Annotated in this window: 13 protein-coding genes and 1 pseudogene; 3 read left to right on the top strand and 11 right to left on the bottom strand. The window is 60.2% G+C overall.

Annotation, left to right across the window (positions count from 1 at the left end; all coding sequences use genetic code 11):
* Window positions 1–33 precede the first annotated feature (33 nt).
* On the top strand, window positions 34–309 hold the full coding sequence (locus EN852_RS25725; RefSeq protein ID WP_189401864.1) for an acyl carrier protein: 276 nt from the start codon (window positions 34–36) through the stop codon (window positions 307–309).
* Between the two features lie 18 nt (window positions 310–327).
* On the opposite strand, the gene EN852_RS25720 is transcribed toward EN852_RS25725, so the two are convergent.
* From EN852_RS25720 to EN852_RS25690, 8 genes and pseudogenes are all read right to left on the bottom strand, one after another.
* Window positions 328–1,020: a class I SAM-dependent methyltransferase gene (locus EN852_RS25720; protein WP_127878051.1), complete on the bottom strand. Its 693-nt coding sequence runs from the start codon at window positions 1,018–1,020 to the stop codon at window positions 328–330.
* A 54-nt stretch (window positions 1,021–1,074) separates the two neighbouring features.
* On the bottom strand, window positions 1,075–2,010 hold the full coding sequence (locus EN852_RS25715; protein WP_246693147.1) for a sugar ABC transporter substrate-binding protein: 936 nt from the start codon (window positions 2,008–2,010) through the stop codon (window positions 1,075–1,077).
* 75 nt (window positions 2,011–2,085) lie between these two features.
* Window positions 2,086–2,277, bottom strand: a pseudogene (locus EN852_RS42510) (polysaccharide biosynthesis/export family protein); the annotation flags it as partial.
* 43 nt (window positions 2,278–2,320) lie between these two features.
* A complete protein-coding gene (locus tag EN852_RS25710) occupies window positions 2,321–3,469 on the bottom strand; it encodes a hypothetical protein (RefSeq protein ID WP_348643467.1) in 1,149 nt (382 codons plus the stop codon).
* A gap of 116 nt (window positions 3,470–3,585) precedes the next feature.
* Complete coding sequence (locus tag EN852_RS25705; RefSeq protein WP_127878047.1) at window positions 3,586–4,590, bottom strand: SDR family NAD(P)-dependent oxidoreductase; 1,005 nt, start codon at window positions 4,588–4,590, stop codon at window positions 3,586–3,588.
* 66 nt (window positions 4,591–4,656) lie between these two features.
* Complete coding sequence (locus tag EN852_RS25700) at window positions 4,657–5,331, bottom strand: sugar transferase (RefSeq protein ID WP_127878045.1); 675 nt, start codon at window positions 5,329–5,331, stop codon at window positions 4,657–4,659.
* Window positions 5,328–6,464 carry a DegT/DnrJ/EryC1/StrS aminotransferase family protein gene (locus EN852_RS25695; RefSeq protein WP_127878043.1) on the bottom strand — a complete coding sequence of 379 codons (1,137 nt, stop codon included), beginning with the start codon at window positions 6,462–6,464 and terminating at the stop codon, window positions 5,328–5,330. The genes EN852_RS25700 and EN852_RS25695 overlap by 4 nt, the downstream gene beginning before the upstream one ends.
* A 29-nt stretch (window positions 6,465–6,493) precedes the next feature.
* Window positions 6,494–7,216: an NDP-sugar synthase gene (locus tag EN852_RS25690; protein ID WP_127878041.1), complete on the bottom strand. Its 723-nt coding sequence runs from the start codon at window positions 7,214–7,216 to the stop codon at window positions 6,494–6,496.
* 419 nt (window positions 7,217–7,635) lie between these two features.
* On the opposite strand from EN852_RS25690, the gene EN852_RS25685 reads away from it, so the two are divergent.
* Window positions 7,636–8,292, top strand: a complete 657-nt coding sequence (locus EN852_RS25685; RefSeq protein WP_127878039.1) for a response regulator transcription factor — start codon at window positions 7,636–7,638, stop codon at window positions 8,290–8,292.
* 1 nt (window position 8,293) lies between these two features.
* Here EN852_RS25685 and EN852_RS25680 read toward each other — a convergent pair whose 3' ends face one another.
* Window positions 8,294–9,952 carry a PAS domain S-box protein gene (locus EN852_RS25680; RefSeq protein WP_246694395.1) on the bottom strand — a complete coding sequence of 553 codons (1,659 nt, stop codon included), beginning with the start codon at window positions 9,950–9,952 and terminating at the stop codon, window positions 8,294–8,296.
* Between the two features lie 219 nt (window positions 9,953–10,171).
* Between EN852_RS25680 and EN852_RS25675 the strand changes: the two genes are divergently transcribed.
* Window positions 10,172–10,870, top strand: coding sequence for a helix-turn-helix transcriptional regulator (locus EN852_RS25675; RefSeq protein WP_189546168.1), 699 nt, complete (start codon window positions 10,172–10,174; stop codon window positions 10,868–10,870).
* A gap of 270 nt (window positions 10,871–11,140) precedes the next feature.
* Here EN852_RS25675 and EN852_RS25670 read toward each other — a convergent pair whose 3' ends face one another.
* Together EN852_RS25670 and EN852_RS25665 are read right to left on the bottom strand one after the other, a co-directional pair.
* Complete coding sequence (locus tag EN852_RS25670) at window positions 11,141–12,247, bottom strand: glycosyltransferase family 2 protein (protein WP_127878035.1); 1,107 nt, start codon at window positions 12,245–12,247, stop codon at window positions 11,141–11,143.
* The gene (locus tag EN852_RS25665; protein WP_127878033.1) at window positions 12,228–13,586 is read right to left on the bottom strand and encodes a lipopolysaccharide biosynthesis protein; all 1,359 of its coding nucleotides are present in this window, start codon (window positions 13,584–13,586) and stop codon (window positions 12,228–12,230) included. Before EN852_RS25665 ends, EN852_RS25670 begins: the two co-directional genes overlap by 20 nt.
* Window positions 13,587–13,690 lie beyond the last annotated feature (104 nt).

Here is a 13,690-nt window from a genome sequence, read left to right as displayed (position 1 = left end):
GGACCGTATTCAGTTTTTATCGGAGGGTGGATTATGGACACGATTTTAGCAACGAAGCCCGCAGGCGACATTTATACCAAACAAATTCGCGATTTCCTGGCTTCGAACTTCTACATCGCCGACGCGAAATCACTGAGCGCTACGGAATCGCTGCTCGATCAGGGGATCGTCGATTCCACCGGCGTGCTCGAAATCATCGGCTTCATCGAAGAGACCTTTGGCGTCACTGTGGAAGACAGTGAGCTCCTCCCGGAGAACCTCGATTCCATCCAGGGCATAGCGCAGTTCATCGCTCGCAAGAGGGGATGAGCCGACCAGGCCAGTCGCTCAGGGCTGCGGCTTGGTGTACCCCAGCACGACACGCGCCTCGCCGGCGCGGTTGGTGACGGCGCGGATATTCTCGTAGCCTCTGCTGCGCTCCAGCAGGCTTGCGACCTGGCGGTCCTGGCCGAGGCCAACCTCGAACAGGAGGGCGCCGCCGGGTCGCAGATACCGCAGGGCATCTTTCACCACGCGCATGTGGATGGCGATGCCGTAAGGCCCAGCCGCAAAAGCCTCGCGCGGCTCAAGAGCGACCAGATGAGAGCGATCACCCTCAAGCCGTTTCTCCGAGATGTAAGGCGGATTGCAAACGACAACGTCGATCGAGATCTGGGGCACCAGAGTGGAAAGAGCTTCGAACAGATCGCCCTGGTGAACCGACACCCGCTCGGCCAGCCCATGGTGGACGACATTCCGGCGCGCCACCGCGACACATCCGTCGGTAAGATCGCTTGCCCAGACCCGCGCCGTCGGAACCTGGTGAGCGATGGCACAAGCAAGATTGCCCGCCCCGCAGCACATGTCGATCACGCGCGGCGCTGGCAGATTCATCTGATGCAACACGTCGACGGCGGTCGAGCCTAGCAGCTCTGTCTCAGGCCTTGGAACAAGCGCACCGGACGCGACAAGCATCTCCATTCCCATGAAGACCGCGCAGCCTCTGCTATAGGCGTCCGCAACATCGATGTCCTGGCTCAAGACTTGCCTCCACAACCGGATCCGGCGCTCGCCGAATGGTGCAGCGCGCCAGCGCTATTGTGCCGCCGCGCTCTCCAACTCGTTGCTGAACCTGACCTCGATCGTATCTCCCGGCGCCACCTCGGCGTCCTCGTCGGCGGCCTGCTTGCGCCACTGCCCATCGACGTTGCGAACGATCGTCATCTGGGCTCGAACTGTTTCGCCGGCAATCGACAGAGGCGCGGCGGTCGCACCCACAGGCTGCAACTTCTGGCTCGCGGCGCGAAGCCTGGTGCCGATGTCGGCAAGGCGAACCTCGGTGTCCCGCAATTCGTTCAGCAGACCGATGCGCCTTTGGTTCTCGTTGCGCTCGAGCTGTCTGGCAAAGTCTTCCTGCTGGCGCTTCGTTCTCATCAGCTCGACCGATGTTTCCAGCGCCCGGCTGGAGGAAAGCAGGACGGCGCGCCGGACATCGGCGAGCCTGTTGTTCGTCAAATTTCCAGCCTTGAACGCCTTGGTGACCTGCTCCAGATCCTCTTCATCGGCCTTAACTGCATCCGCTTCATCCTGCGCGCGCTTTATCAGCGTCTCGATCTGCGCCGCGGCATCCTTGGCGCCCTTTTCGACGAAGCTCTGCTCTTGCTGAAAATTGTCCAGGGAGAGCTTGAGGGCTTCCGCTTCAGCCTTCGCTATGCCCGCCGCGAGCGATGGCGAAAGCGGCGATCCCTGCGGAGGCTGCGTGTCGAAGCTCTCCTGCTTGTCTAGCTCGGCCCGCAGACGCGCGCTGTGAAAGTAGTCCCTGGTGTATTCTCCCCAGATCATCTCGTAATCGCGTCGCAGGTCCGTCGGATCCGGACCCGCCTGGTTGGTTCGCGCCCGCAAGAGGCTGAACCCGCCGGCCACGGCGATCGCCTGGCGCACGGTCATCAGCGGACGGTAGGCCTGCTGTCCTGGGGTGAGCACATCGCCGGTCACATAGATCGGGCGATACTCTGCGATGATCGCCGTCACGTCGGTCGGCCTTACGACCGCCATCTGTTCGCGGCCATCGGGCATGCGGATGTGGAAGATCTTGGTCGGCAGGATCGTTTGCATACGGCTCTGCAATTCGGGTGGCGTCAGTCCGCCGACCGATACCGCGCCGGCTTCGGGCAGCACGATTGTGCCATCCATCTGGACAACGGCACGCTGCGTCCGGTCGGGAATGGAAGTTATTCCGATCTCGACCGTGTCGCCTGGCGAAATTCGGTAGGCCGATGTCTCGGCCGCCCTCGCCATGGACGCCGTGGCACAGACTGCAAGAAGCGCAAAGGAGAACTGGCTAAGGTTGGTCATTGGCAATAACCTCCTTGAGGTTTTGGCGTTCGCTCCAATCGAGGCGGGCGACGAACTCATATACCGGGCCGCCCGGCACGCCCCAGTTGCTCGACCAGATAACCTGGGAGCCATCCGGAGACGGCGAGGCATGCGTCTCGCTCCAGTAGTCGGAAGGAGGGTTCCGCGTCTGCACGATACGGCGGATGGCGCCGCTGCCGTCGATTCGAACGGCGATAACCTCGCGCGCGTAGGGAGCCCAGCCAGGATTGGCCGATACCTCTTGCGGGTCACCGCCATAGCTCAGGAAAACCCAGTCCCCCCTGGCCACGGCGCGCGCCGACGCATGCTCCGCCTGGCCATATGCGGTCAGGGAGGTCGCCTTGCCGTCCGACAGCCTGCGCTTGATAACCTGGAATTTGTCCGGGTTGGATTTGCTTATCCCGACATAGACTTCGCCGCCGTCGGCGTCGACCGTCAGATCGCCATGACCTGGCCGATGATGATCGGTCCATCTCTGATGCAGGGTGCCGTCGACCGTGAAGATGGCCCTCTGCTCCGTGCCATCCAACAGGTTTTGAAAGCACAGAATATAGGTTCCGAGCGGTGAGATCGTGCAGGAGCTGGCCGTTCCAGGAACTCGGGAAAGGTCGATGTCCGGGAATTTCGATCGCCGGTCAAGGTCAAAGGCAAAGACGACGTCGACGCCGTCCTTGCGGACCGCGCGGACCGCGATGCGGCTCCCGTCCCGGCTGGGATTGCCCTTCGATGGACCGAATTGCAGATCGAGATAATCGGGCGAGGTGAAAAGAATGTCTTCGTGATTGGTCCGGGGCGCCCAGGTCGAGACCGCGCGGTCCTGAACGCAGATCATCAATTCGGCATTTCTGGGATGCCACTCGCACTCGCCCCCGCGTTTGCGCCAAAACAGGGCCTCGTAGGTGTGCCCGTCGAGAAAGCACATTCCGTTGCAGCCATTGTCGAGCAGGAGCAATGTCTGATCCGCATTCCAGGCTTGAGCGCTCGAATAGCGGTGGCTGCAATACTTGGGACCGCAAACGACCCCATTTCCGAGAGGACCGGGCTTCGTGATGCGAACGATGCTCGTGCCGAATGCGGGGTCCGTGGCGGGACGAAGATAGTCCGGCAAATCCATCGCCGCGGGCGCTACGAAGCCGATGGCGTCGTTGCTTCCATGACCGCCGGCCGTCCGCAGGCCAAGCAGCGCGGCAACGCAAAACAGTAGCAATGCAGCGGAAATCGTTGCAGACCTCATGTCATGTAGCCCATCTCATGACGGACCCGCCCTTCGCTCAGCCGCGCGCGCCACCACGCGATGGTCCGTCTCAGGCCTTCGCGCAAGTCCGTTTGCGCCCTCCATCCCGTTGCGCTCTCAAGCCGGGATGAATCCGCCAGCAGTGCCCGGACCTCGGAATTTTGCGGGCGCAGCCGGCTCTCGTCACGATGGACCGGCTTGTTTGAACCGCTCAACTCCAGCACAAGGTCCAGCACGTCGGATATGGTCACGGCACGCTGGCTTCCGGCATTATAGGCATGGCCGAATTCGAGTTCGGCGGAGCCTGCGCTGAGAAACGCCGCGGCCGTGTCCTCGACAAAGGTAAGGTCGCGAACCGGACTGGTATCCCCGACCATGATGGCCTGGCATTTAGGGTCAATGGCCTGCCTGATGAGGGTCGGAACAATCGCCCGTTCACTTTGCCGTGGTCCGAATGTGTTGAATGGACGAAGCACCACGACCGGAACATCGAACGACCGGGCGTAGGACTCCGCCATCATGTCGGCTCCGATCTTGGAAGCTGAGTATGGCGACTGCCCCTGCAGCGGATGGGATTCGCTGATCGGCATTGTCAACGCGGTGCCGTACACCTCGCTGGTCGAAGTATGCACTATGCGCTCGGTGTCCCACTGGCGGGCGGCTTCGAGCACATTCACGGTGCCCAGGACATTGGTCTCCACATAGGACTGCGCGGCCGCGTAAGAGTAAGGTATGGCAATCAACGCTGCGAGATGAAACACGACCGCCTGCCCGCGCACGATCCGGTTCAGGAAGGCACTGTCGCGCACGTCGCCGCGGACCAGCTTCAGTTGGCTCCGGATCTCGTCCGGCAGGTCATCCAGCCACCCGTGGCTGTCGAACGAATTGTAGAGAGCCAAGGCGGTCACATCGGCCCCGCCGCGCACCAGCGCTTCAGTTAGATGCGAGCCTATGAAGCCATCAGCCCCGGTGACCAATACCCTCTTTCTCTTGTAGGTCATGTCCTGACAGTCCTCGCACTCCTTGGCCCTAACCCGGCGAATGCTGCGAACGACCAATTGAACGGCTCAAGCGCCGTTCGAACGGTCCACCGCCATGCCGAGAACGATGAAAACACCTCGAATGATGAGCGCCGTGTCCGAGAGGATTGTCCGGCGGGCATAATATGAAAGATCGATCCTCGCCTTTGCCGGAAACAGAACCTCCTTGTAGAAGACTGTTGGCTCGACATCTCGAGGATAGAGATGAGCCTCGTGGCGAAACATGATCTGAGCAGGACCAAACAAGCCTGGCTTGTATTGCAGGACAGCTTCGTAACCGTCCCTGAAACAGTCGGCGAAAGACAGACTTTCCGGACGCGGGCCGACCAGGGCCATTTCGCCTTTCAGGACGTTCCACAACTGCGGCAGTTCATCCATTTTGCTGAAAGCCAGAAACCTGCCCACCATCGTCATGCGCTGATCATTGGCAAGGGTCAGCGCAAGACCTCCCGCATCGCAGCGCGGGTAGAATTTTCGGAACTTGTACATCCGGAAAAGCCGACCGCCGGCGCCGATGCGCGGCTGGACAAAAAGCACCGGGCGGCCGCCTTCCATCAGCAGCGCCACTGCAATGAGCAGCATCAACGGTGACAGGACGATAAGACCAAGAGACGCGGCAATCACGTCGAGGGCGCGCCGGCCACGTCCATGGCTTACGCAGTGCATTGCAAGCCGGCCGATGGGCATGTCGAAGGCGTTCATGCTGCTGTCCCTGCCCGGGCGCAGCTGTTGAGCGCCGATGCCAGGGCGTCCACGACCGCTTCCGCCACGGGAGATGTTATCTGCGGATGCAGCGGAATGGTCAGTTCACGATCGGCGAAGTCCTCGGTGCGCGGCAGGTGAACTCCGGGGAAAAGCTCCCGGTAGAACGTCATTTGATGCACAGGCGGATAGTGAATTGTCGTCTGTATGCCCTGCGCCCGCAGCTCATCGATGACCTCTTGCCTGCTGACGTAGCGGGGCAACAGGATCGGCATGATGTGATAGGCAGAGCGGCGCGGTTCGGCAAATGGCATGGAAACGGCCGGACAGCGCATGGCGATGAGGCGTCGATACAATGTGACAAGGACACGCCTAACCTCATTCCATTCCTGCAAATTCCGAAGCTGAACCAAGCCGATGGCTGCCCGCATTTCATCCATGCGATAGTTGAAGCCCAACATGGTCACGTCATATTGCGGCGTGCGGCTGTTCAGTCTCTGCCGCGTGCCAGTGGTCATGCCGTGGCCTCGCGCCTGGCGAATCTTCTCCCGCAGGTCGGGGTCACGCGTGATGACCACGCCACCTTCTGCGGTGGTCATGTTCTTATTGCCGTAGAAGCTGAACGCCGCCCCCGCACCGAAGGTCCCGACCTCCTTCAGGCCAGGAGCATGCGCGGCGTCCTCGATAATGTAGAGCCCTCGCGTGCTTGCGAATGTCTGCCACTCCAGCTTGTTTGCGAGATAGCCAGCGAAATGGACCAGGATTACAGCCCTGGTGTGGGAGGTGCAGCTTGCCTCCGCATCTTCGACCGACATCAGAGGCACGTCATCGGACTCTATATCGACGAAGACCGGCTTGGCGCCGACGTACAAGACTGCGTTCACGGTCGCCACGAATGTCAACGAAGGCACCAGAACCTCGTCGCCGGGTCCGATCCCAAGTCCATGGAGAATAAGGTGGAGGGCTGCGGTGCAGGAACTGACGGCGACACAATCGTCGGCGCCGTGCATTGCGGCGAACGCTTCTTCGAATGCCCTGACGCGTTCGCCCATCGTCAGCCAGCCGCTGTCGATTACTTTCGACAAAGCGGCCTTTTCCGGCACACCCAACAAGGGAGCACTAACCAAGAGCATCCCAACCTCCCGGTGAACTCTCGATCGGCTCAGGCTGCGGCCGCGGCGACCTCTATCGAAGCTGACTGCTCCTCCCAGGAAATCGTCTGCGCCTTCTGGAAGTCTTCGACGCGGCCAATGTCCAGCCAAAGCCCCTCGTGCTTGTAGACATGCACGACCTGCCCATCCTGGAGCATTTGCAGCATGAGATCGTCGAAGCCGAAGGGGATGCCCGATGGAATGAACTGCAGAACCGCCGGATTCATGCAGTAGATTCCCATGCTCACCAGATGCGTGAGCGCCGGCTTTTCGCGAAACACCTGGACCGTGTTATTGACCTCGTCGATAACACCAAAGTCCATTTTGGTAACGCGCGCCGCCGTCGCGATCGTCACCAGATCCTTGTGCGCCCGATGCGCCGTCACGAAACGGCTGAGGCTCAGATCGGTAAGCACATCGCCGTTGAGGACCAGAAACGGTTCATCCAGTTCATCCCTGATCAGGGAGAGTGGCCCGATCGTCCCGAGCGGCTCCATTTCCTGAGTATAGCGTATTTTGAGGTTCCACTGCGAACCGTCGCCACAGACGCTGCGGATCAGATGACCCAGGTAGCCGGTTGTCACGTAGACGTTTTCGATGCCGTTGCGCCGCAACCACTTAAGCAGCAATTCAAGGACCGGCCGGGCACCGATAGGCATCAGAGGCTTTGGCAGAACCGAGGTGAATGGGCGCAGACGCATCCCCATTCCACCGCATTGGATAACCGCTTTCATAGGACACTCACTCCCTGCGCACACGGCCGACACAGGCCAACAATCAAGCTCAACGTCCAGACACTCCATCGTGCGGCTCCTGCCACGCGATCTGCCGGACTTGCTACGAATTGAGCGAGAGATACGCTCAGCCTGCAGGCCTGTCGTCGTGCGTTCGAATGGCGCGCTCAGCTCCGCGCCAATGAGCTGGCAGGCGGTGTTACAGTGTGTGCCAGGCGCAGCCCCGCCATGGGTAGGGACCAAGGTCCGACTTTGCATCATGGTAAACGCAGAGTAACCTTTTCAACCGGAAGAGGCGCATTTCTATTGGGTTCCGGTTTGGCGGACAGGTCCCGCATCGTCACAGAATCAATCCTATAGGCAAAACGTTCTGGACGCGTGCCCTGGTCCCCGGGCCGAAAGTGTGTGCGTTGGGGTACATGTACAGGATTGTCATCGCCGATGATCACGGTCTCTACAGGCGTGGCTTACGGTCGGCGCTGACTGCTGGCATTGAGGACGTTGAGATATTTGAGGCCGCGTGCTTCGATGCCGTGGTTGGTCTTCTTGCCGAACACGAAGGCGTCAGCCTGGCGATGCTCGACCTGAACATGCCGGGGCTTTTCACTCAGGAAGTGCTGGGCGATGTCCTAACGGCCTACCCGGATACGCGGTTTGCGATTATTTCGGGGAACGATTCCCGATCCGAAATCCTGACCGCTCTCAATGTGGGGCTGCACGGCTATATCGTGAAATCCCAAAGTGATGACGAGGTCGTGCTGGCGGTCAAGGAAATCCTGGCAGGCCGCATCTACGTGCCGGCGCTCCTGTCCCGACATTTGGGAGCACACGATCAGGTGCTCGAGATCCGGCACGGCAGCGGCGCCGGTGCCGGCGCTCTCGAAAGGCTCACATCCCGGCAAAAGGATGTATTAAGGCTGATGGCGGAAGGATATTCCAACAAAGAGATAGCGCGAGATCTCGACATCGCCGAGGCTACGACGAAGATCCATGCTGCGGCAATCATGCGGGAATTGGGGGTTCGAAACCGAACGGAAGCGGCAGTTCTGATAAAGACCTGGCTAGGGACGGTGTGAGCTAGGCTTGTATCTCCTTTGGCGACAGCCGAAGCGAATATCGAAACCCATCCTCCGTAACTTCGAACTGCGAGGAATGGCCGACAAGGGGCGTTCCGTCCACGCCAAGAACCATCGATCCGAAACCTTGGCGCCTGATCGGAGCGCTACGTCGGCGGCCCGTTTCTATCCATTCAAAGACAATGTCATCGCCTGTCCCGCCTGAGATCAAAGCCCAACGTGCCTCAATCTTGCCCTGAGTACCACCGAGCACGCCATGCTTGATCGAATTGGTGGTGAGTTCATGGATGATCATTGCAAAACTCTCCGCAGCTCCGCCTGAAATCTTGATGTCAGGGCCGGTGATTGCCGTCTTGCCGTCTTCCGAAAAGGGCTTGAGTTCCTGAACGACCAGATCGCGAATGGTGGATGACAGATCCGCGCTACGCGTCAGCAGCATGTGCGTCGCCTCGAGCGCGCGAATTCGCTCGACGAGGGTCTCTTTGAATTTCACGATGTTGCCTTCCGGCGCATCCTGCATCTTCACAATCCCGGTGATCACTGGGAACAGGTTGCTGAACCTATGGCGGAGTTCAAGCCTCAGGTTTTCTTGCTTTCTTACCGCCGCGCGCAGCAGCGTCGTTTGACGTCGCTCGGTCAAATCCGCGGCGAGGCCGATGCGCTGGTCTCGGCCATCACGGTTTTCCTCGCGTCCCCGCAGGGCGACCCAACGGACTTGACCATCGGGTCGCTTGACACGAATCTCGACGTCATAATTGCCCCCCCGCCGGTTCGTTCCTGGCGGCGGCGCGAGCTTATCCCAATCCGACGGATGGACGATCGAAGACAGATCGGAAAGTGGGCGGAACGCCATCGGGGACAATCCGAGAATCTCCCAAAACTGAGGTGAGCCCGAGATGACATCCTGGCCATAGTCTATGCGCCAGGTGCCCAACCGGCCGGCGGACAATGCGAGGTCGAGCCATTCGTTTTGCGCCTTGAGCGCTTCACGCGCAGCTCTTCGCTCGGTTATGTCATCTACGACCACAAACAGGCTGTCCGACGGCGCCATGTCCGACGCAGAAAGAGAAAGCGTCACCCAGGCCCAAAGCGTGCCGCCGTCCCGCTTGATCAGGCGCATTTCGGAGCCGAACCACGGGGCTTCAAATGTCAATGCGGCGAGCGAATTCTTGAGCAGCGCTCGATCATCTTGATGGACAAGCTCGTGTAGGGGCCGCCCAACAAGATCGTCCTCGAGGTAGCCGAGCAAGGCACTGAGCCGTTTGTTCAGCCATAGCAATTCTCCTCCGTCGTTCGCAGTCGCAAAGCCCAGCGCAGCTCGTTCAAACGCGCGGCGGTAACGTGACTCTGCGGCTTCGACGGCAGCGAGTTTAACATCCAGTGCGGCCCTTAAGCTCTGCCTGGAGCGATCGAAAAGAAAGGTTATCACGCCTCCGGCAACCACCAGCAGGATTGCGCGGACCCAGTCATCAGCGAGAGGCTGGCCCTTCATCCGGGCACCCAAGCCGACAGCCGCCATCAGGAGCGTTGATCCGACTGCGATCCGGCGGTTTTCCAGGAAGGCGATGACAACTATCGCCGGAATGAATTCGAGGAAAGCTGGGTCTATGGCACCCGACAGGTAAACGCTTGCCTCGAAGAGCAGCGTAGCAACCAGCACAACCGTCGACGCCAGATGAGTTCGCGACAGGATTGTACCTCCTCGGCAACCCGTCCAACCTAACTACAACTTTCGGCTTAGCTCGTCGAGGTTAGACCGTCACCCGGACACCTAGTACGTCTGCCTGCTTCCAGATCGCCAAAAATCAAGGCCTTATGGAAAACCAGAACCCAGTCTCTGGCACGGATGGCAGAGGCAGAGAACGAGGACGGATGATCCATGAACCTGATCAGCGGACGGAATGGCACGAGGCCGATCGCAATGGTTGGCATGGTAGCGGCCGATGCCGGCAGCAGAACAACGACCACCTTCGCGCGAAGCGCCTCTCGCAAAACCATCAGGCCGACCACAGCTGGCACATGCGTGCGGCCGTGCCTTAATTCCATAACTGGCATGCTCGAGCGCATTGGCTGCGGGTGGCTTGTGCTGGGTGAGGCAAAGAGAGTGCTCGAATGGAATGCGGCCGCCGAAACCATCCTCAAGGCCTGTGCGGATTCCCTGGATTCGCCCGGCGATCTATCTGCGGCGCTAAGAATCCTGATAGCTGGCGTGCCGGCTCATTTTGCTGCCGGATCGTTGTCCTGGATCGTCATCCGCAATGCTGGCGACCGGCCGGTTATCATGACTGAAGAAGGCGTTGTCACCCCCGATGGGTCGGTCATTGTCGCGCTTCTCGATCGCCAGCCGAGAACGGGGCCCAATCCGGAGACCCTGCGGAAAATGTTTGGATTGACCGGCGCCGAAACGCAGTTGGCGTTGCGCTTGGCGAGTGGCGATGCCCCTTTGGAAATTGCGGAGCGCAGCCGGCTCAGCCGAACCACAATCCGCACCCAGCTCGCCTCGCTCTTTGCCAAGACAGAGACAAGGCGCCAGGCGGAATTGGTCGCTCTTCTGGGGCGCATCTCGGTGCTGCCCTAGAACCACAACCTTCCGATTATATAACGCGCCTGGGCTTTCCAAGAGCGCCCCCTTGCTCCACATCTGCGAGCGTTTCACGGATGCGCGAACGGCTCCGTTCCTTTTGTGGGGATGCATTCGAGACCGAAACCGCTCATTTCGTCCGCGCAAATGACTGCCCTGCCTTGTTCCTACGGCATCAGCCAGGTGAGGTAGGGTCGCGGTATCGACCTGGCCCGTGGATCCCAACGCAATTCCTCGCACAGGGCTTAGCACCCAAGGAGCATATTATCAGCGTTTACGGGTCTGCAGTGCGCCGAGTTTCGGTCGGATCCTGAATAGGTATTCCAGGGCATACTGGTTCGCGATCTTCATAACGGATGGCCGAAGGATCTGCACGGCGTCTCGCATTGTCGTGCGCCAGGACTGATGTCGGAACCTCGCCGGGATGCGAGCGACTCGCAGCGCACGCAAAAGCGGCTCCGGTTTCGGGAGGCCCCTCCTATCCTCGATCAGATGCCAATTGAGCTGTTTGACGGCAAGGGTGACCTCATCCACGTCCTCGTAGCTCTTCGAGGTCGTTATGCTCGGATGATGTGTCGCATCATAGAAGATCAGCCCTTCGTTGATTGCCACCATCTCGCCGTAACGGGCCAGATCGACAAAGAACAATTGATCGACACCCGCCGGGATGGATTTGTGTGCGCGCATCTGGCATCCGGCGTGGATCACGGCGGCGCTGATCAGCAGCGTAGAGGGAATGATGCCAAGGCTCCTGGTCACTCGTACCAGGTAGAGGTCCGTCAGGCACTGCTGGCTCGAATAGAGCGAGACCCGGTTCTGCTCCGGCGGGTCCGACCGCATCACTATCCGGTTTTCCTCGACAACATGCGCCGCGCAGGTCATGAACGCTGCCGAGGGATATTTCACCGAGATCTCGGCGAATCTCTTCAGAGCTCCCGGGGCCAGCCAATCGTCGTCATGCAGCAATTTGATCCACTTGCCTGTGCAGGCAAGCATGGCGTTGTTGGTGTTCTCCACTTGCCCCCGGCCCCTGCGGTTTTCGACGATCCGGATGCGCGGGTCGCGTCGCGCGTAACCTTCCAAGATGGGCCAACTCGATCCGTTGGGTCCTTCGTCGTCGCTGATGACAAGCTCCCAGTTGGAAAAGTCCTGCCCCATGATGCTGTCGATGGTGCGCCTGATGGTGTCCGGCCGGCGAAACGTCGGAACGGCAACGGAAATGAATGGGCGCGCGGATGACGCGTCGGGGGCATGAGCGAGATTGGCCACGGGGCCAAGTGCCGACGGATTTGTCTCGCTTTTGCCGGCGACTGCCCGCTCTAGCGAGGGCACAGCTTTTTCAGGATGCGCGTCACTACTCGACAGGAGCTTCATCGTGCTGTTTCCTCGCGATCGAATAAGGACCCGACGATGTTGCCTGTGCCGGCTCGGTGTCCCGTTTCAGAAGGTACAGTGAGGCTGCGGTCTTGATGGCAAACCCGACCATTCCGCCAATAGCCATGAGATAGATGACGTCGATAGCTTCCCACCCAGCCTTGGCGCCGGCGAGCAGCGGACCAAAGACAAGCACCATCCGCGCCGCGTCGACGACCAGCCGCACCTCTTGCCGCCGCAACAAGGCAGGAACCTCACTGAGCGGTGTCGACAAGGCCTGCATGGCGCCCATGAATGCCAAGGCAGTCATGATTTGCGCCGTCGGGAGCCAGGCCTCGCCCAGGAGTGGGACGACAAGGTACGGAGCAGCCAGCCCAAGCGCCAGTATCGGCAACGCCGTGAGGCCCGTGACAAGGAGGAGGAGGCCACGCGCGACGCCGAGCATATGCGCACGATCGCTGCTCCTGTTCGCCTCGGCGACGAACACGTTGCTCAGCGGAGTGGCTATCAGCACTATAGGCCCTGTCACCAGCCGTGTCGCGACGCCTAGGTAACCGGCGAAAGCTGCGCCGAACAACGAACCCACGAGAATTGCCGGAAGGTTGTTGATTGCATAGCTGCCGAGGGTGGCGGGGATGTCGAACAACGGGAACTTGTATTCCCTGGCTGCCTTGTCCAAGGCACTTCTCCACGGCGCTCGATAGATGCCGCGCACGTCGTCCCAACTCAGAATCCGAAAGCCCAGAAAGACGAGAAAAATGAACTGGCTAAGAACATGCGCATGCACCATCGCTTCACCCCCGAGATGGGCCAGGCCAAAGACCAATTGCAGGAGCGCCATCGTGGCCGGCAGGATCAGCCGACCCAGAGCGAAATCGCGCAGCAGGCCGGCACGCAAAGCCCAGCAATTCATCGTTTCGACGAGCGCGGCGCCGCTCATGCCGATTGGAACGAGCCAGAAAAGGTGTCTGAGCTGGGCCGGCGCAAAGCTCAAAAGCATCTGCCCGGCCGCGAAGGCCAGGACGCCGGTCGTCAAGATCGCCAGCACGATGAGCTTTACGGTGACGTAGGTCTGCTCGGTTTCCTTGACCCCGTAGAGCGAGGGCTCGAAGCGCAACGCCGCGACTGCGCCGAGTATGTTGACCGTTGAGAGATAGATCGTGAAGACGCCGAAGTCGGCGGGGGAGTAGAGGCGGGCCAATATAGGAATGGTGGCGACCAGGGTGAGTTGCCCTGCAATCGCCATCGCCGAAACGCCGCCCGCCGTGCGGACGATCTTGCCGATCGGGCTTGCTGTTATTCGCCCCTCCCTAGATCTCAGAAAGTCGCTGTAGGACATTGGTTCGCGATTCCGAGAAATGGCTAACGACTGGAAAAGGAGCGTATGGGGGCTGTCGGATCGCGCCATCATTCACCTGAATGATGGCGAACATCCAAATGCCG

This window comes from Mesorhizobium sp. M2E.F.Ca.ET.209.01.1.1, assembly GCF_004010375.2.
In the GTDB taxonomy this organism is placed as follows: Bacteria; Pseudomonadota; Alphaproteobacteria; order Rhizobiales; family Rhizobiaceae; genus Mesorhizobium.
This window is presented reverse-complemented; position numbering and strand designations above follow the sequence as displayed.